Genomic DNA, 19,693 nt, shown 5'->3' on the forward strand with positions numbered 1-19,693 from the left:
GATGTGAAAGAACTGGTATGTCGCCTAATGGATGTTAAACGAAAGTTTGCTCTTGACTTTTTTGTAGAAATTAATATAAAACATCGTTAAAGGAAATAATTAAATGACTATTAGAAACATGGAACCAGAAGACATTGATGAAGTGCTTTCTGTAGCGGATTCTGCATTTTTTAATGAAGAACTATATAAGTGGACAACACCAAATGATAATGACCGGACTGATTTTATAAAAACCTTTTTTCAATACAGATTAAAAAATGCTTTTGAGGAAAAAATAATGCAAGTTGCTATTGATGATATAGGAAAAATTGCAGGTGCCGCAGTATGGGTCCCTCCAATTAAAGAAAAAAATAATGGAGAAAAATCATTTGATTTTGAAGAGATGATTTCAAGATTTAGTAATGATATACGTGAACGTTGTTATAAATTTGTTTCTACTGTTATAAAAGCAGAAAACTATTTTACTCAGCCATATTGGGATTTAGGCCCTGTCTTTGTTAATAAAAGGATGCAGGGAAAAGGGATCGCTTCCCTTTTAATCCGCAGCCAATTAAAAAAGATAGATGAAACACATTCGCCTTGTATACTTGTAACACAGGAAAAAAATAATATTCAAATTTATGAAAAATATGGTTTTAAAGTTGCTATAAAAATACCCATAGAAGAATCAAGGCTCATAAGTTATGGAATGATACGTAAATAGAAATATTATAAATATAAGGAAAAATACCATATAGAGCTTAATCTGGGCCTGTCCTGAAGTTTGTGTAAATGGCCAAAATATGGTAGAAATACCAAGGAGACAAAATGGCCAGTACACGAAAACTGAAAGAGAAGGATCTGATCGACCAAATACTCGATCAGATAGACCTTAAAGGAATGACCCAGGAAGAAATCCTTGGACAGGAAGGATTATTAAAGCATCTGACAGGGAAGCTGCTAAGCCGTGTCATGAATGCTGAAATGGACGAGCATTTGGGGTATGAAAAGAATTCCAACGCCGGGGACAATTCGGGGGACAGCCGAAACGGGTACAGTGAAAAGACAGTCCTGACAGAGAATCAGAGTGCAGTGATACAGGTACCACGGGACCGCAATGGAACGTTCGAACCCAAGATACTGGCGAAACACCAAAGACGGCTCCCTATATTTAACGACCAGGTTATTTCGATGTATTCCTTTGGGATGACCGACCGGGATATTAAATCACACCTGGAAAAAATATATAACGTGGAAGTCTCCCCTGAATTGATAAGCCGTGTCACTGCAGCGGTGATGGAAGAAGTGAAGGAGTGGCAGAATCGGCAGCTGGAAAAATCTTATGCCATCGTGTATTTGGACGCCCTGAGGGTCAAGACCAAACAGGACGGGAAAAGCTGTACCAAGAGCGTCTATGTGGCTCTGGGAGTGAATTTCGAGGGTCAGAAGGAGGTATTGGGCCTTTGGATAGCGGAGAACGAAGGGGCTAAGTTCTGGATGGGCGTCCTGAACGAAATAAAGAACCGGGGAGTGGAAGACATACTCATCGCTTGCATGGACGGCCTTACCGGTTTCCCCGAAGCGGTTCGGGCAGTATTTCCCAAGACCCGTATCCAATTGTGCATTGTCCACATGGTGCGTAATTCCACCAAGTTTGTTTCCTGGAAAGACCTGAAAAAAATCTGTGCCGATCTTAAGGCCATATATTCGGCAGCCACCGAGGAAGCCGGCCGTGACGCACTGGAAGAATTCGGCAAGATATGGGATGCCAAGTACCCGATGATATACCAGTCCTGGGATACCCACTGGGATGACTTAAGCGAGTTCTTTAAATACCCGCCTGAAATCCGCAAGGCAATTTACACGACAAATGCAATTGAGTCATTAAATTACCAGCTGCGAAAAGTCACAAAAAACCGCTCGACATTTCCGAACGATGATGCTATATTTAAGATATTGTATTTGGCAATTAGGAATGCGTCAGAGAAATGGACAATGCCGGTACGGGATTGGGGGATGGCGCTCAACCAATTCGCTATTATTTTTGGCAATGAACGGGTTCCGTTCTAAATAATTCATTGCCATTTACACAAAAATTCGGACACGTCCCTTAATCTGAAAAAGATGAATAAATAAAACAGAATTTATTTCGGTGCTTTTGACGCAGATTTTTGCTTATATTTTTTATCAAGAATACGGAAAATCGTGTTCCATATATACTAAATATTTTGAATGTTTTAATATACTTTTATTTACCAATTTATAGTCTAATTCCTCGGATAAATCAAAATCAGGTGTATCTGTTTCCGCAATTTTCGTCAAATATGCTTCGTGCATATTCATGCTATAATAATATGCACTTTTTGATATAGCTATAGGCATTTCTTTATATTTCAAATTTGTTTCTACAAATTCAATCAACAACCCTGCGGCAAGCCGCGAGGTATGTTGTTCTCTTAAGGAATTGGACTCGGGGCTTAATACCTTTTTAACCGCCCCAAGGCTCCCCTGCGAAGCAGGCTCTTGGGTATTAACCCCCTCGCCATGAATAAAACCTGTTTTCACATCAATTTCTATCAAATATTTTGGATATTTATTAAAAAATTTTTTTAAAATAGTGTTCGCCAATGTTCCTTTTTCTTGTCCTAAATTATTCATTAATATTTCTCTATTAGGTTTTATACAATAATGTTCTTTATATGAATAAACGCACAAACCCAAATGATTCATTTCACAAACATAAAATTCTTCAAGTTTAAATAAATTTGAGCACATTGTTTTTAATATATTTTTATCTTCTGAAATATTTTTTAATATATTTCCAAATATGTCAATGAATGCTTCGGCAATATTTTCCTCTTTGTTTTCATTTAAATCTTTTGTAAGTTTAATTTCCATAATTTATTATGCACCCCAATATTTTCATCATACTATTGGTCTTAAAATATTGTCAACCAATTTCAAAACCAATTGCGCATAGACGTTCCGGTTGCATACGAAGGTTTTTATCGCGCCATAAAAACTTTGGGTGGAGTGGAGCGTAGGAGCCGAAGAAACGGTTCATGAAATGGGTGTTCCCCGAAGTACATTATATGCGAATGCACTAGTGGAATATTTACAAAAAAATTAAATGAAGTGTATACGGATGATTATTATACAGAAATACCCATGGACAGGAACAACATCCTTGAGAGCGTATTTCATTTATAATACATCAAGCCATTATGAATGGGGTTTGAAGACAATAAAGCCATTGAGAAAATTAGCTAAATAAATTCTTCATGGTTCCAGATTGATCCTCTTTACTGAAATCGCCTTCCTGGTTTCCAAATCAATTTCTGCAGCAATGCCCTGAACCGCTGCTCCCTGTCCTCCTGTTGCTGTTTCCATGCGGTAGAGCACCTGGTTCCTTGCGCGGTCTATGCAGATTTTGGCATCCATGCCGATAACGCCGCTTGTGACTCCGGTCATGCCCAGGTCGGTGATATACGCCGTTCCCTTGGGAAGTATGCGCTCGTCGGCAGTTTGTATGTGGGTATGGGTGCCGGCCACCACCGAGGCCCGCCCGTCAAGGTAAAACCCCAGGGCTTCTTTTTCTTTGGTGGATTCAGCGTGAAAGTCCACCAGGACTATGGCGTTTTCCGTGTCGATGGCATCGAAGGCTTTGAAGGGGCAGTCTATGGGGGTCATGAATTCCCTGCCCTGGAGGTTGACGGCAACAAGGGAAACCGCCGTGCCCCGGACATCTTTGTCCATACGCACCCAGCCCCGCCCGGGGGCGCTGGAATTCCCGGCCGCCCCGGGATAGTTTGCAGGCCGCAAAATTCTTGTGTCGCTCTCGAGGACAGGCCAGAAATCCCGTTTTTCCCAGACATGGTTTCCGCTGGTCACCACGTCGGCCCCGGCTTTGAGTATGCGGTCAAAGGTTTCCTGGGTAAACCCGAACCCCCCGGCGGAGTTCTCCCCGTTAACAGCGACAAAGGAGGCGGAATATTCCTTGATAAGATCGGGCAGCCGTTTTTCGAGGATCTCCAAACCGGGATCGCCTATCACATCGCCGATCATAAGTACCCATACACTCGCCATGGGCTTATTGCCTACCTCGCGTATTCAGTGATCCTCGTTTCCCTGATGATGGTCACTTTGATGCGGCCAGGGTAGCGAAGGTCGGTTTCTATCTTCTTGGCAATGTCCTTGGCGAGGTCTTTGGACTGATCGTCGTTGACCGTATCGCTGTTGACAATGATGCGGAGTTCGCGGCCGGCCTGTATGGCGAATGCCTTGTCCACGCCGGTAAAGCCCACGGCTATGCCTTCGAGGTTTTCGAGACGCTTGACGTAGTTGTCCAGGGTTTCGCGGCGGGCGCCGGGCCGGGCTGCCGAAATTGCGTCGGCAATCTGGACAAGCACGGACTCTATGCAGGAAGGCTCTATGTCGTTGTGGTGGCTTCCTATGCCGTTGATGACCCGGGGGTCTTCGCCCATCTTCCTCGCCATGTCCATGCCGATTTCCGCATGGTTGAGGTCCGAGTCGGATTCCACGCCTTTGCCTATGTCGTGGAGCAGGGCCGAACGCTTTGCCAGCTCCCGGTTGCAGCCGATTTCGGCGGCCAGCATGCCGGCAATGACCGCCACTTCCTTCGAGTGGTAGAGCACGTTCTGCCCGTAGCTGGTGCGGAAATAGAGGCGGCCCAGGGCGCGTATGGCGTCCTGCTTGATGTTGTGTATCCCCAGGTCAAAGAGGACTTTTTCGCCTTCTTCGAAGATCTTCTGGGAAATGTCCTTGGTGACCTTGGTAACGATTTCCTCGATCCGGGCAGGGTGAATGCGGCCGTCGGTGATGAGCCGCTCAAGGCTGACCTTGGCGATTTCCCGGCGCACCGGGTCGAAGCAGGAAATGACCACCGCCTCGGGGGTGTCGTCGATGATGATGTCCACGCCCGTGAGGGTCTCGAGGGTGCGTATGTTGCGGCCTTCCCGGCCTATGATACGGCCCTTCATCTCGTCATTGGGAAGGGTAACAGTGGCGACAGTCACCTCGCCGGTGACTTCCGTCGCAAGGCGCTGAATGGTCGCGACAAGGATGTCCCGGGCCTTCTTTTCGCCCGCCAGGGTGGCTTCCTGCTCGATCTTGTTGATCAGGCCCTGGGCGTCGTGCTTGGCCTCGTTTTCGAGATCCTGGATGATGAGGGCCTTTGCCTGCTCGGCGCTGAGCCCGGAGATGCGCTCAAGCTCGGCCCGGTAACGCTCTTCCTCTTTATCGAGGGCGCCTTCCCGCTCCTGGCAAGCCTTTTCCTTTTCAGCCAGCAACTCCTCAGTTTTTTCGATCTGGGCAGTCTTCTTGTCTATGCTTTCTTCTTTCTGCGTTACCCGGCGTTCATACCGCTGTAATTCAGCCCTTCGTTCCCGGGTTTCCCTCTCCTGCTGGTTCTTGTCTCGGATAACTTGTTCTTTTGCCTCGAGAAGGATTTCCTTCTTTTTGGCTTCAGCTTCTTTTATCGCATCCTGTTTTATACGCTCGGCGCGTTGCTCCGATGCCGTAAGTTGAAATCTGGCATACAGCCATCTAATGATCCAGCCTAAAGAGAACCCGGCAAAAGGGAGGATAATCCAAAATATCCATGCCATATATATCCCCTTACCGTAAATATAGTAAATATCTTCCCCAGAATAGTACAAAAATGCCGGATATGTCAAGGCAGGCAGAGAAAGCCAAAGGGGGCGCCCGGGTTGGCATATCCCCCTCTGCCGGCCATAGCGCAAACCGCATCTTCGCTCCGTATTGGAGGGAATAGAGGCTTTTTTTGCTCATTAAGGGGCTTTTGCGTTTTTTTTTGGGGGGGGAGATTTGCAGGACGTCGGCCAGCTTCCCGATAAATGCGAAAGAAGGGTAGCGGCTGCCGCATTCAATCTGCCGGATGTAGGAATGCGAAGCGTAGCATAGCGCGGCAAGCTTTTCCTGGACGCCCTCCGGGTGAATATCCGCGATGGGGCAGCGGTGGTTAAAAAATCCGTTTATTTGGCCTTGGCGATACGTTTGGATGGGCAGAAAGAGCTTTTAGGGCTCTGGATTGAGCAAAACGAAGGGGCCAAGTTCTAGATGGGCATTATGACTGAACTAAAAAGCCGGGGAATACAGGACATCCTCCTTGCCGCCGTCGATGGGCTGACCGGCTTTCCTGACGCTATCGCCGCGGTATTCCCCAAAACCGAGGTTCAGCTGTGTATCGTCCACATGCTTCGGAACTCAGTTCGATTTGTCCCGTACAAAGACCGGAAGGCGGTAATCGCCGGGCTTAAAACTATTTACCTGGCTCCTTCGGCAGAACTTGCCACCTGCGCGCTGGAAGAATTCTCAAAAGTCTGGGATAAAAAATACCCGATGATTTCAAAATCTTGGCGCACCCGATGGAACGAGGTCATACCGTTTTTTAAATTCTCGCCTGAAATCAGGAAGGCTGTTTATACTACCAATGCCATTGAATCAGTCAATTACACGATTCAAAAAATCATCAAACACCGTCAGTCTTTTCCGAATGACGAAGCTGCGGTGAAATTAATTTTTATGGGCTTGAAAAACATTTCCAGAAAATGGACAATGCCTATACGAGATTGGGGGGCGGCCCTCAATCAATTCGCAATCATTTACGGGGAAGACAGAGTCCCCCTATGATTACCGTTTACACTAAAAAAATTACAAGTTCGGTGGCCGATCTCAAGGCGATGGGTTACAATACTGTCCTGCCGGCACAAACGTCCTAAAGGCGCCACCCACTGAATTGTACGCTCAACTGCGCATATTTTGAAAAAGTGCGCAGTTGAGCGTACTTCAAATTCCCACACCTCCTATTCAGTCATTTGAGCCATATCTTCTCTTATAAATCAAATTTTGCTTCCCCTGCCAGCTTATAGAAAAGTAAAAACTTCCAAAAAGGATCAAAGCGACATTACCAGATCCTTATTCCACCAATGGAGTCAACATTTTTGAAATAAGGTCATGAATTAAAGCCACGTTCAATTGTTCTAATGAATTTGTTCTTTGGCCAACTTCTAAAACACTTTTCAATGCTTTCAACGATTCAGTATAGTTACCTATCTTGTTATATACAATTCCCACATTTATTAATGATTTAATAACCTCAATATGCTCTTCGCCAAAGATTGTTTTGCGAATTTCAAATGCACGTATAGCGTACTGTAAGGATTTATTGTATTCCTTTAATCCAAAATATAAACTGCCAATGCCGTCATAATTTTCAGCAATATCAGCATTTTCTTCTGTAGATATTTGTTTTTGCAGTTCCACCATTTTATTTGTCACTTTCAAGAGTACATTGAAATCCCTTGGCTTATTTGCCCTATATTTTTGTTGGGCTTTCTTATAATATTCTATTGCCTCATTTATTTTTTGTAGGCAACAATATATTTCCCCAGCACCTGAATACGTTGCCCCTAACAAATTATAATTATCCGGGAAAATACTTAACCGAATTTCCAATGCTTTTAATTGGACCTCTAATGCCATATTGTAATCTTTTATACTTTTATATACCTCGGCCATATTGGAATATGACATTGCAGTATCTGCGTGCTCATCACCAAGAACCTTCTTTCGCATCATTAACGATTTTTGCGCATACTCTAACGCCATATTTATATCGCCTATTCTGAAGTATGCTAAACCGATAGTGTTATATGTAGTAGCAACTGCCTCGTTTTCTTCGCCATATACCTTGACTTGCAGCTTCCTCAATACATCAAGCAATTCCAGCAGCTTTTTCGAATCCTTTGGAGATACTTGCCGATGATTTTTTATTACTTTATCAAAATATTCAATGGCTTCTTTATAATCACCGTGTTTTATATTATTTTTTTTCGCGTATTTCCAGGCCTTGCTGCCTAGTGGCGTGTATATGGTCAGAAATCTGCAATGTTCAAACACCTCATCATAGTCAACCATGGTTGTGGTTGTTGCATCAAAGAAGGCGATAGTGTTTCTTAAAAATATCAAGAACCCAGGAGCAATTTTGCCAAATTTTTTGACCTTTTCCGGAATGATAACAGTCTTTAGTGACATACAATAATTAAAAGCACCGCTACCAATTTCTTCGACTTCATCCGGGATGGTGACGTGCACTAATGACCCACAACTGGAAAAAGCATTTTCCCCAATAGTTGTGACGCTATTCGGTATATTAACGTTCCTTAGTGATTTACATCCTGAAAAAGCAGAATCACCAATACTTTTGATGCCATCAGGGATATCTATGCTTGTTAATGATTTGCAGAATGTAAAGACGCTGTCGGCAATTTTGCTAATGCCGCCCGGGATGACAATATTCTTTAGCGAGCTACAGCAACTAAAAGCATAGTCTCCAATACTGGTGACACTTTCCGGTATGTTGATGTTTATCAGCGTTTCACATCCCGAAAAAGCGTTTGCACCAATACTCAAGACACTATCTGGGATGTTGACATTTTCTAATGATTTACATCCTGAAAAGGCACCGCTGAAAATATTAATGCCGCCAATGTTCGTAACGCCATTTGGGATAGTAACATCTATCAAAGATTCACAATTCCTAAATGCGGTTGCGCCAATACTTGTAAGCGTCAAGGGAGGGTTAAAAAATGTTTCCGGTATTATTAGCCGTGGAAAATCAGTTGGGTAAAATTTCACTATTTCAACAGTGTTATCATTTTTTTGCACATCAAACCCTCTGGGATGTCCAATATTGCATCCAAACTTCCGCAGACTGTCGCGTATTCTTCCGGAAAATTCTTGTTGCGAGCAAAGGCTTTGGATTATTGCCTGCCGATCATGCAATTTACCCCTGATTTCATCAGGCCAATCGGTACAACCTCCCAAAAAAACTTGAATGATATGCGAAGGATCATGTTGTACCGCATATTTTATTTTTTTCATTGCTTGTCCGGATCCTGCGGTTTTATCTGAAAAAAATGCCAAAACACATTGACTGTCATCAATTTCCTGTTCAACCGTAGTTTTAGAATAATAAAAATTAAATCCCTCCCAGTAGAGTTCCGCCAGTAAGGTACTAATATGCTCTATATCCCATTTTGCACAACATATATATGCTCGCGGTGTTTCATTGCTTTTTGGAATTAATTGTCCGGGTTTTATCTTTTTAACCTCTTGTATTTCCATTTCCTGTTCTTGAACTTCATCAACAGGAATTCTTTCGAGGACGGACAATTCCACCGGGGTTCCACGAAAAGCCTTATAACCAATACTCGTTACACTATCCGGTATGGCGGCATTTTTTAATGATGTACAACCCCAAAAAGATTTTTCACCAATACTCACGACATTCTCTGGTATTGTTACGCTTTTTAGTGCCTTACAACCCTCAAAAGCACTTTCTCCAATGCTTGTGATACTTTTCGGTATAACGATGTTTTCTAAAGATTTACATCCCTGAAAAACCCTATTATCAATACCTGTAATTCCTTCAGGTAAGATAACGCTCGAAAGTGATATACAATACGCAAAGGCATTGTCAAGAACGCTTTCAACACTGTTTGGGATAGTGATATTTTTCAACGAACTGCATTTCGAAAAAGTTTCTGCACAAATCTCCTTAACACTTTCTGGGATGATAACATTTGATAGGGATTTACATTCTTTGAATGCACTCTGTCCAATATTTATGACATTGCCCGAAATAGTGATACTCTTCATTGATTTGCATTTACTAAAGGCATCGTCACCAATTTTAATAACGCTATCTGGGATAAAAACTCTTTTTAAGGATTTACAGCCTGAAAAAGCTTTATCGCCAATGTTTGTAACACTATTGGGGATGATAATGCTCTTTAAATTGACACTGCCTGCGAAGGCTTCGGCACCAATTTCTGTAACACTGTCTGGGATGATTATGCTATCGGGTAATCGACACTTAATCACTTGGCACTTGGTTAATATTTGAATGATTATTCTTGAAAAAAATGACAAACTTGAAAAAGCACCTGGGTTGATTATTATTACACCATCAGGGATGGCATACGGTTTTGCAGAGTTCCAGTTTTGAGGTCCGCAGAAAATGGTTGTTTTGTCGGTATTAAAAACCGCATCCAGTTGATGACAGTATGAAAATGTTTCTTTGCCAATCTCAATGTCCTTGGGGAGAATTATGTTTTTTAAAGAATTGCACCCACAAAAAGCTTTATAACCGATATTGGTAACACTATCTGGGATGATAAGGTTTGTAAGCGATTTACAAAATGAAAAAGTTTCATCGGCGATGCTTTCAACGCTATCGGGAATGTCAATTTCGGTTAATGATGTACAATTAAAAAAAGCAGAACCGCCTATACTTGTCACACTATCCGGCAAAACAACAGAAATAAGTGATTTGCAACCACTAAAAGCATGGTCTCCAATGCTGACGATACCTTTCGGAATAGTTATATTTTTTAGTGATTTGCAACCACTAAAAGCATAGTCTCCAATGCAGATGATGTTTTTTGGAATAGTTATACTTTTTAGCGACCTGCAGCCAAAAAAAATAAAGCCGCCAATACTTGTGATGTTGTCTGGAATAGTTAAACTTTCCAGCGATTCACAGCCCGAAAAAGCGCCTTGTCCAATACTGGTAATACTGTCGGGAATGGTAATACTTGTCAACAATCTACACTTCTTAAGTAAATCCTTGTCTGTTTTCGTTTTGTCATTGAGCATACCTGAACTGATCATGCCAATATTTAACATAATTTTGGAAATACCCCTGCTGCCTCCTGTAAAGGCATAGTCGCCAATAGCAGTAACCTGAAATGTTATATTCCCTTCGGCGGATGTAGCTGTACTGGGAATAATAACATCTCTGTCATTTCCGACATACCTTGTAATGGTTATCTTATCCCCCTGTACCAGAATATTGAATCCGGGCATATCCAGCGGTAAATTAACGTCATATACTACATTTTGCTTGATGGCAGGCGGAACAGCCGTACGTTTCCCGCAGTTTTTCAGGTCAACACTGCTTATGCTCATCTGTAATGCATCCGGTGCTATTGCTGTCTTTACAAGCTGCGCAGCATTTTCCATAGACCAAGGCTGCGGGGTTAACTCTTCTAATAAAACCGGAACAATGGGAATCCCTCGTTGCCGGGCATACTCCAGTTCATAATTCATAACAAACGGCCTATCCAAGCAACGGTTTGTCAGCATTAATACAAATACCGAACAATGCCTGACATGATCGGCGATAACGGGTAAATAACGTTCCGTTACTTTAATGCCCTCATCGTACCACAAATCCCAGCCGGATTCATATAATTCCTTTATTTTGGGATAAACCTGTATTGCATCATCATGGGCGTAGCTAATGAATATATACGGCTCATCCCCCTCATAAGCCTCACAAGGCTTATCGCATATTTGTGGGGTTGATGGTGTATAAGGTGTGTCATCAGGAGTAAATCGTTCCAACTCGGCAATGAGCTTCCCGATGGAGGTACATGAATATCTTGCTGTGAGCATTTCCAACGCGCTGAGAAGTTGCGGATCACATTCTCTATTTTGGTAATCCTGCTGTATATCCGCAAGGCTATCCAGCCAGACGGGGATAAATGGTTTTCGCGCAACGGTGGCTGCATAAGCGAATTCTTCAAGCATCAAACGCTGATCCCGTACATACGCCTTGGTCAGGAATATCAAAACCATGCCGCTTTGCCGGATAGACTCCAATATTGCCGTTTGCTCGGCTTGTAATCCCGGAATGTCGATATTGTACCATCCTGCCGCCCGGACTTGTTCCAATGTAGGCAACACAAGTCTTTCGTCATCCGGATGGAAACCTACAAAAATATTTGTACCTTTTTCCAACATTTATAATCCCCTTGAAAACCACAGTAGATTCACTGTGTTTACTACTATATCCCTGCTTCCATCTGCACCCTTAACACTTCAGGCGCTGTCTGCTTTAAGATGGAATTCTTCTGCCTTTTTTGTTGCCGAGCTTTGAATAATCACAGCTGATTTTGTTATAGCTAATGGCAGTCTTAGGATGATTTTTCCCGAGAACTTTCTCACAGATAGCCAGAGCTTTTTGATGAGGGTTGAATCTAAAAGGCTGGTTTCCATGAGGGTATTTTAGGTTTTTTTGGGTTAATTTACAATATACACTTTTGTACGTATGCAAGGCTTATTTATTTCTATTTTTATCAGCTTTCGGCAAATTCGGGTTTTTTGACTAATCAAGAAGGTCATCCAGTGTGGTAGATGGAACTTTCATGCCCATTCTCTAACATCCGGTAGAATAACAGACTGTAAGGCTGTACACTTGCGGAATATTCATCGGTATCGGCGACAATAACCATAAGCTACCTCGCCGGAACAGCGATGCCTTTCATTTTTTCGAGGTCGGCTATTACATCATCGTATTCAAGAAGAGAGCAGGGGACATTGTATTGGGCAAGATACTGTTCAAACTCACAGCGGTTCATCCCGGCATACCGGGCAGCTACACCAATAGTGATTTTCTTGGACTCCTGCTCTATCTGCGCAGTGGCAACATGGCCTGCCAGGACTGTTTATCTATGTAATATATTCATTATTTTGGTATTTTGAACAACTCTTGTTTTGCCGTTTCATTGACAATTATTTTGAATTTACTTAAATTCTGTAATGTGATGCGATTTCAAAATAATTAAAAGATGGAGCTGCTTAGTTATGAATGTGTTGGTTGTTGATGATTCCAAATTTATGAGAAACATAGTTAAAAGCTATTTCTCCGAGATCGGTATGCCCTGTCATTATTTTGAAGCCGTGAACGGTCTGGAAGCCCTGAAAATATTGCAGTCAACACGTATGGATCTGGTTCTGCTTGACTGGAATATGCCCGCCATGACGGGAATTAGTTTTTTAAAAAAAGTGCGGGCCATAGAATCGTTAAAAAATCTGCCTATTATCATGGTTACCAGCGAAGGGGCCAAGGCCAATGTAATAGAAGCCTTTAAAAGCGGAGTCAGTGATTATATATTGAAGCCCATTGACGGACGCATATTCAAGGAAAAAATCAAGGAGATATTCGGTTGACAAATTCACGGGAGATCCGGCAATGGAATTAAACATAGAATCGTATTTAAATCCTTTTATCAGTGTTTGCGTTGAGGTGTTCGACAAGCAATGCGGTATTGCCATAAGTTCCGGGCGGCCGTATATCGTAAAAAAGGATTTTGTCGGGGAATGGGACATTTCCGGGCTTATTGGGTTTACCGGCGAAGCCAGGGGTGCGGTTGTTATTTCCATGAAAAAGGAATGCGCCCTTCACATGGTAGACAAGCTTACCGGCGCGCGCCACGGCGATTTTGATGAAGAAGTCGTGGATGTGATAGGCGAAATTATCAATATTATCGCCGGAAGGGCCAAGCACCGCCTGGAGGAGGAATTTTCCCTGGTTATTTCCCTTCCTTCGATTATCGAAGGAAGCAAACATATCATCCATTGGCCGGGCGAAAGTCCCCGCATTATTTGCATTCCTTTTAAATTGTCATCCGATGAAAACTTTGTTTTATCCGTGACACTGGAAAAGACATAAAACCAAAAGGAGATCGCCATGATAAAAATGTTGACCGCTTATTGCACGGAAATCGACGATGTAGATGGGGCAATCACGGACATACTCTCCCAGATTGACACAACAAAACTCCTGGCTAATTCAGTCGGGCTTTTATCCTGCCATTATGAATTTATCGACAGCGGGGTTGTAGCTGCGCTTCAAGAGAGGCTGCCTTTCGACATATTGGGTTATACCACTATGGCCAGCGCCGCCAGGGGTCAGTACAGCGTATACAGTCTGGCCTTTACGGTTTTAACCAGCGATGATGTTTCTTTTTCAACGGCCGTGTCCCGCCCCCTGTCCGAATTTGACTATAAAAATCCTATACGCGACGCCTATGGGGAAGCATTAAGCAAATTAAAAATGAAACCTGCCTTTATTATCAGCTATTTGCCTTTTGTTTCAACACTAAGCGGCGCTGTCACGCTTGAGTGTTTTGACAAGGTCGCCAAAGGTATTCCCATTTGGGGGACTGTCGCCTGCAATTATACCGGGGCCCCCGAAAAATGCCAGATACTGTACAAAGGAAAGGGCGAGCAGCACGCCCTTGCGATGCTGCTCTTGAGCGGCCATATTAAACCGAATTTTTTCACCGCATCCCTTCCGGCCCGCAGCGTGCGGACCTATAAGGCCCTTATCACCGAATCAGAGGGCTGTATTTTAAAAAAAGTTAACGGCATCCGCTTGCGGGACTATTTTGCCGCGTCGGGTTTTTCCGAGGGAGCGGAAATCGGGACTATTCCCCTGATGGTGGATTACGGCGACGGCAATGCCGTTGCCCTGGCTATTTACCGGTTTAACGAAGACGGCAGTGCGATCATGGGCGGAAAGGTACCCGAGGGGGCTTCTGTCTCAATCGGCCTCATCAACCGGGAGGGCATCATGGAGACTACCCAAAAAACCCTTGAGCAGATTCTCTCCGGCGTTTCATCCCAGGGGCTTTTAATGTGCCCCTGCGAAGGCCGTTATCAGCTTATGGCTGGGGACGACGAAATCAAGCTGATCATTGAAAAAATGGGAGACAAGCTGCCCTATGCCCTGGGTTATTCAGGCGGAGAACTATGTCCTTCATTGGACAGGGAAGGAATATACCATAACCGTCTGCACAACTATTCGTTGATAATTTGCTCTTTTTGATGGAGCCTTTTTATGAGTGATACCGTAGAAACCCTGCAGCAGCGGATCAAAGAACTGGAGCTTGGGTACCGCAAAAAAGAGCGCGAACTTGTCCATTTGCAGGAAGCTCAAAAACGGGAAAAAAACATTGCCCTCATGAAGGCGGATCAGCAGGCCGCCCAAACTACGGAAGAACGGGAAGGGGACAAATTCTTAAGGCTGCTCATGGAAAACAGCTATGACCTCCTGCTGCTTTTGGATCAAGAGGGAAGGCTTTCTTATTGCACCAAAACCTTTCTTGAATTCCTGCACGTAAGCGACAGTAATACAGTTATTGGAAAAAACTTTGCGGAATTGTCAGGTGTTTTTACCGGCAGCACTCTTGCTATAGAACTCAAAGAAGCATTGGAAAAGGCGGTACAAAAGAAAACCCTTGTCGAACTTACGGGCACCCGTTTTCTTAATTCTGACAATCCCCATGAATATACAGTCGCGGTGCTGCCCATGATTAATCCCCGGAGAGAGTACGAAGGCGCCATGCTTCTTTTCCACGATGTCACGGAAATAGAAGAAGCCAATCGTAATCTTAAAGCCCAACGGGATGCCATAACCATTATGCAGGACAATCTCAAAGCGGGGATTTTCCTTATGGACAAGGATTTTGTCATTCAGGGCAATTATTCTGCGGCCCTGGAAGAAATATTGGTAGAGAAAGATCTGGCGGGGAAGTATTTTACGGACCTTCTCTCCTTTTCGTTCAGTGCCAAGGAAATGGAAAGCGTACGGGATTATTTTACCATGGTGGTGAACCGTTTGGTGAGCGCAAGCAAACTCGACAGCATGAATCCCATGGATGAGCTGAATTATGTCAGCGTTACATCGCGCCAGGAAAAAACCCTGCGCTGTGAATTTGCTTCTATCGACCAGGGCAGTGGGCAGCTGTTTATTCTTGCAACCATTACCGATATTTCCCGGGAAACGCTGCTGCAGAAACAGCTTCAGCAGGAGCAGCAGAAAAGGGAATCGGAAATGCGGTCCCTCTTTGAGGTTATCCAGCTGGACCCCGCTATTTTCAGCGAATTCATGTCCGATGTGGTATACAATTCCGACCGCATCACTGCCATCCTCAAGAACAAGGATGTTGAATCAAGCGAAGCGCTGATAGAGATATACCAGCTGGTGCATGCGATAAAATCCGATGCGTATATCCTGGGCCTGGAAGATTTCGGCGGCAAACTGCATGACCTGGAATCGGAAATAAAAAAATTGCAGCAGGATGAAGACACCAGCTTTTCGAAAATGCTTCATCTGGTAGTCGGCGTGGAAAATATACTTGCGGAACAGGACAAGCTTGAGGAAATCATTGGGCGCATACGGAACTTTGACAAGGAAAAAACCCTCGACAATGTTGATAATATGATGCTTGAATCCTTCAGGCAGGCCTGCGCCCGTATTTCCCAGGATCTGAACAAGCAGGTACGCTTCAGCATGGAAGCAGTGGACCCGGAGCTTCTGCAAAGGATACCCCGGAGGGAAGTCAAAGAAATAATCATACAGCTTATCCGCAACGCCATATATCACGGTATAGAGCTGCCGGATGAACGGGCGGCCAAGGGGAAGGACCCCACAGGCGTGATAGACCTTTCCATGCAGACTAAAAAAAGCACGCTTAAAATCGTTCTCAAAGACGACGGCCGGGGCCTTGATTTTAACCGCATCAGCGAAAAAGCAGAACGGCAGGGCCTCATCCAGAAAAACAAAGAAAATAAAACCCTCCTGGCCCAGGTAATTTTTATGCCCGGATTCAGCACCTCCAAAGATGAAGGCGCCCATGCAGGCCGGGGCATGGGATTGAGCCTCGTCCGGGCCCGGGTCAAGGATCTTCACGGAGAAATAAAACTGCAAAGCCGTTTGGATCAGGGCACGACATTCACACTTTTAATTCCATTCTCGGACCAGTAGGTAAAAAGGCTGAACGATAACACAAATTTCCCATCTGTGTCAGGTCTTTTCAGCCACTATCACAGGTGTTATACTTTCCTCGTGAATAACTTGCACAATTCAGGGGGTGAGTATGTTTGGTTTTCGGTTTGTTAAATTTGAGCCGGGCCTTTATGTTTTCAGGTATAAGAAAGGCCGGATCGCTGCCCAGGGGGAGGGGCTTTCATTTTGGTATTACGCGCCTACTACCTCCCTGGTGGCGGTTCCTGTCGGCAGCGCCGACGCCCCCTTTATGTTCGCCGAAAATTCCTCGGACTTTCAGGCACTTTCCATTCAGGGGCAGCTTACCTTCAGGATAGCCGACCCTGCCAAGACAGCGAAGATGCTGAATTACACTGTGGACGATCATGATAATTATGTTTCCGACGATCCCCAGAAACTCCCGGACCGGCTTATCAGCCTGGTGCAGATTACGGTAAAAGGGGCGGTGAAGAAACTTCTCCTTAAAGAGGCCATTACCGCCTCTGACGAGGTAGCCCAGCAGGCTTATAAGGCGCTGGCGGAGCATGTAATGGTTACCAGCCTGGGGGTTGAAATACTTTCGGTGACTATCGCGGCCATCAAACCGAATCCCGAAACTGCCAAGGCCCTGGAAGCGGAGACCCGCGAAGCCATTCTCAAGGAATCGGATCAGGCGATTTTTCAGCGCAGGAATTACGCGGTGGAGCAGGAACGGATCATCCGCGAAAGCGAGCTTAACACGGAAATTGCGGTGGAAAACAAAAACCGGGAAATTCAGGAGACACGGCTCGAAACCGAGGCCCAGGCCCAGCGGAAAAGGCTCTCTATGGAAGAGGCGCAGCTTGCCTTTATGGTTCAGCAGGAAGAGCGGAACAAGGAGCTGGTGGACCTCAAGGCCCGGAACGAAAAAATAGAGGCCGATACCAAAGCCTATGCCCTGCGGGAACTCATGAAGGTCTATCAGGAAATGGATGTGGAAACCCTGAAAGCCCTGTCTAACGGCGGGCTGGATTCGGGCCGCCTCATGGCCCTCGCCTTCCAGGGTATTGCCGACAAAGCGGAAAAAATCGGGAACCTCAATATCACTCCGGATCTGCTTTCTACTATTATACAGCAAAATCCCCAGCCCCGGCCCCGTTCGGATCGGGAACGCTAAATGGCGGCAGAATTGCTGCGCCGTATATCTTTGCAGGCATGAAAAAATTTGAGAACCGTCTTGTCATTGTAACCCGGGCAACCCGCCTGGAAAAAGTGCTGGAAAGCCAGAACACGATTTCCCAGGCGCGGTTTTATGTGAATCAGCTGGGAAGCGATTTTGACGAGTACGAGACAGAACACCAACAGTACGGCGATTCCCTGCGCCTTGTCCGGCGCAGCCTGGAGGAGCTGGGGAACATCCAGCTCCTGGATCGCAAGTTCCTTCCCAATTTTATTTTTTCCCCTGATGATATGGTGGTCGTGGTGGGCCAGGACGGGCTGGTGGCGAATACCCTCAAATACCTTGCAGGGCAGCCGGTGATCGGCGTCAATCCCGATCCTGAGCGCTGGGACGGAGTGCTCCTCCCCTTTAAGCCTGCCGAGGTCTCCAGGATCGTGGAAGAAACAATTTTGGGCAAACGCAAATACGAAGAAGTAACCATGGCCAAGGCCAGGGTTCAGAATGGCCAGGAACTTCTCGCGGTGAACGATTTTTTCATCGGGCAGAAAACCCACACCAGCGCCCGGTACGTGATCAAGTACGGGGGCCTCAAGGAAAACCAGTCCTCCAGCGGGATCATTGTTTCCACCGGCCTCGGTTCCACCGGCTGGATGAAGAGCGTCATTGCCGGAGCCTCCCGGATCTCCGCCTCGGTCATAGGCCGGCCCTACGGCTCAGGCCAGGAACGTGATGATGTAACCGAGGTCGATGAAGAGGTATATGTCAACGAGAATGCCAGAATTAATTCGGTCTCCAGTAATATGATGGCGGAGATAGCGGCAGCGCCTGTCTTTGCCGAGGCTAAGGCTGCCCGGCTGAGCAAAAAAAAGAAAACCTATGGCCCTTCGGAACTTTCAAAGGTGGTGGGGAAGTGGTCCAGCGCCGAACTCATCTTCGCAGTGCGGGAACCCTTCCCCAGCAAAACCACGGGAACCAATCTGGTGTTCGGAACTGTTTCCGCCAAGGCGCCCCTGCGCATCGAATCCCTCATGGGGGAAAGCGGCGTCATCTTCAGCGACGGCATCGAAAGCGACTTTATCAGTTTTAATTCAGGAACCGAAGCGGTCATCACCCTGGCGGACAAGCGGGGAAGGATCGTGGTATGAATATTCCGATAACGGCCCAAGGGACATGGCGAGCTGTGTCGGACTTATTGCTTTGACCAGGTTCCGTTGAAACGGGTAAAATAGTACCGTCAACAGTGTATTTTGCGCTAGATAAACTATCGGTATAGAACCATGGTGCGAATAGAGATCCCGTTAGGCTAAAAATGTTGATACGGCCTGTCTTGTCAGGCGAGTGAGTTTTCTCACGCTTATACAAACCGAACAATATCTTCAAATGCTTTCCGTTTTTTAGGACGGATGATGTCATTGGGAGGATACCCCAGGGCAATTACCGAACCGAATTGCTTATCCCTTTGAATATGCAACAATTCACAAATCTTTTTGCGATCATAAAGCCCAATGATACAGCTTCCAAGTCCCTGTGAGGCAGCTTCAAGGCAAACATAGGCGGCAGCCGCTCCTAAATCGCCTTTCGCATAATATTGACTATCGAGAAAACAACTGATAACAGGACTTAAAACCGCATGCTCTTCAAAAATGATGATAAAGGCTTTTGTTGTTTCCAGCCAAACATTTTGCTTTAACTGTTGTCCGCATTGCGCTATTTGAGTCACCATATCAGGATTTTCTACTACCGCAAAACTCCAGGGCTGGGCATTGCAGCCGGAATGGGCTAAGCGGCCCGCTTCTACACATAGAACCAGTTTATCATGCTCCACGGGTTGATCTGAAAAACCGCGGCAGCTCTGCCGTTGTTTACAAAGGTCTAAAAAATCATCATAGTGCATA

The 19,693-nt window shown here is 45.1% G+C and carries 16 protein-coding genes and 1 pseudogene; 10 read left to right on the forward strand and 7 right to left on the reverse strand.

The window, feature by feature from the left end:
* Window positions 1-103 precede the first annotated feature (103 nt).
* Window positions 104-703, forward strand: coding sequence for a GNAT family N-acetyltransferase (locus TREAZ_RS17595; RefSeq protein WP_015713065.1), 600 nt, complete (start codon window positions 104-106; stop codon window positions 701-703).
* 104 nt (window positions 704-807) lie between these two features.
* A complete protein-coding gene (locus TREAZ_RS16625; protein WP_015709764.1) occupies window positions 808-2,049 on the forward strand; it encodes an IS256 family transposase in 1,242 nt (413 codons plus the stop codon).
* Between the two features lie 117 nt (window positions 2,050-2,166).
* On the opposite strand, the gene TREAZ_RS16630 is transcribed toward TREAZ_RS16625, so the two are convergent.
* A complete protein-coding gene (locus tag TREAZ_RS16630) occupies window positions 2,167-2,877 on the reverse strand; it encodes a hypothetical protein (protein WP_015713066.1) in 711 nt (236 codons plus the stop codon).
* Window positions 2,878-3,124: 247 nt separating this feature from the next.
* Here TREAZ_RS16630 and TREAZ_RS17955 point away from each other — a divergent pair, with 247 nt between their 5' ends.
* A complete protein-coding gene (locus TREAZ_RS17955; protein ID WP_245535057.1) occupies window positions 3,125-3,253 on the forward strand; it encodes a ClbS/DfsB family four-helix bundle protein in 129 nt (42 codons plus the stop codon).
* Window positions 3,254-3,258: 5 nt separating this feature from the next.
* On the opposite strand, the gene TREAZ_RS16635 is transcribed toward TREAZ_RS17955, so the two are convergent.
* Both TREAZ_RS16635 and rny read right to left on the reverse strand, forming a co-directional pair.
* Entirely contained in the window at window positions 3,259-4,065 is an 807-nt protein-coding gene (locus TREAZ_RS16635) for a TIGR00282 family metallophosphoesterase (RefSeq protein ID WP_015713067.1), read from the reverse strand.
* Between the two features lie 11 nt (window positions 4,066-4,076).
* Entirely contained in the window at window positions 4,077-5,606 is a 1,530-nt protein-coding gene (rny, locus tag TREAZ_RS16640) for a ribonuclease Y (protein WP_015713068.1), read from the reverse strand.
* A 325-nt stretch (window positions 5,607-5,931) separates the two neighbouring features.
* On the opposite strand from rny, the pseudogene TREAZ_RS16645 reads away from it, so the two are divergent.
* Window positions 5,932-6,651 (forward strand): annotated as a pseudogene (locus TREAZ_RS16645) (IS256 family transposase); the annotation flags it as partial.
* Window positions 6,652-6,936: 285 nt separating this feature from the next.
* Here the strand turns inward: TREAZ_RS16645 and TREAZ_RS16650 are convergent.
* From TREAZ_RS16650 to TREAZ_RS18570, 3 genes are all read right to left on the reverse strand, one after another.
* Entirely contained in the window at window positions 6,937-11,829 is a 4,893-nt protein-coding gene (locus TREAZ_RS16650) for a leucine-rich repeat protein (protein ID WP_015713070.1), read from the reverse strand.
* Window positions 11,830-11,923: 94 nt separating this feature from the next.
* Entirely contained in the window at window positions 11,924-12,142 is a 219-nt protein-coding gene (locus TREAZ_RS18305) for a tetratricopeptide repeat protein (RefSeq protein WP_169312649.1), read from the reverse strand.
* Between the two features lie 181 nt (window positions 12,143-12,323).
* The gene (locus TREAZ_RS18570) at window positions 12,324-12,527 is read right to left on the reverse strand and encodes a UPF0175 family protein (RefSeq protein WP_148257844.1); all 204 of its coding nucleotides are present in this window, start codon (window positions 12,525-12,527) and stop codon (window positions 12,324-12,326) included.
* Between the two features lie 145 nt (window positions 12,528-12,672).
* Between TREAZ_RS18570 and TREAZ_RS16655 the strand changes: the two genes are divergently transcribed.
* The 6 genes from TREAZ_RS16655 to TREAZ_RS16680 all read left to right on the forward strand — a co-directional run bounded on the left by TREAZ_RS16655 (window position 12,673) and on the right by TREAZ_RS16680 (window position 18,943).
* Complete coding sequence (locus tag TREAZ_RS16655) at window positions 12,673-13,038, forward strand: response regulator (RefSeq protein ID WP_015713074.1); 366 nt, start codon at window positions 12,673-12,675, stop codon at window positions 13,036-13,038.
* 22 nt (window positions 13,039-13,060) lie between these two features.
* A complete protein-coding gene (locus tag TREAZ_RS16660; protein ID WP_015713075.1) occupies window positions 13,061-13,540 on the forward strand; it encodes a chemotaxis protein CheX in 480 nt (159 codons plus the stop codon).
* An 18-nt stretch (window positions 13,541-13,558) separates the two neighbouring features.
* Entirely contained in the window at window positions 13,559-14,698 is a 1,140-nt protein-coding gene (locus TREAZ_RS16665) for an FIST C-terminal domain-containing protein (protein WP_015713076.1), read from the forward strand.
* Between the two features lie 12 nt (window positions 14,699-14,710).
* Window positions 14,711-16,639: an ATP-binding protein gene (locus tag TREAZ_RS16670; protein ID WP_015713077.1), complete on the forward strand. Its 1,929-nt coding sequence runs from the start codon at window positions 14,711-14,713 to the stop codon at window positions 16,637-16,639.
* Window positions 16,640-16,751: 112 nt separating this feature from the next.
* The gene (locus tag TREAZ_RS16675) at window positions 16,752-17,795 is read left to right on the forward strand and encodes an SPFH domain-containing protein (RefSeq protein WP_015713078.1); all 1,044 of its coding nucleotides are present in this window, start codon (window positions 16,752-16,754) and stop codon (window positions 17,793-17,795) included.
* A 38-nt stretch (window positions 17,796-17,833) separates the two neighbouring features.
* Window positions 17,834-18,943: an NAD(+)/NADH kinase gene (locus TREAZ_RS16680; RefSeq protein ID WP_015713079.1), complete on the forward strand. Its 1,110-nt coding sequence runs from the start codon at window positions 17,834-17,836 to the stop codon at window positions 18,941-18,943.
* A gap of 209 nt (window positions 18,944-19,152) precedes the next feature.
* Here TREAZ_RS16680 and TREAZ_RS16685 read toward each other — a convergent pair whose 3' ends face one another.
* Window positions 19,153-19,692 carry a nitroreductase family protein gene (locus TREAZ_RS16685; protein WP_015713080.1) on the reverse strand — a complete coding sequence of 180 codons (540 nt, stop codon included), beginning with the start codon at window positions 19,690-19,692 and terminating at the stop codon, window positions 19,153-19,155.
* Window position 19,693: the final 1 nt, after the last annotated feature.

Origin of the sequence: Leadbettera azotonutricia ZAS-9 (genome assembly GCF_000214355.1) — a bacterium.
GTDB classification, from domain to species: Bacteria; Spirochaetota; Spirochaetia; order Treponematales; family Breznakiellaceae; genus Leadbettera; species Leadbettera azotonutricia.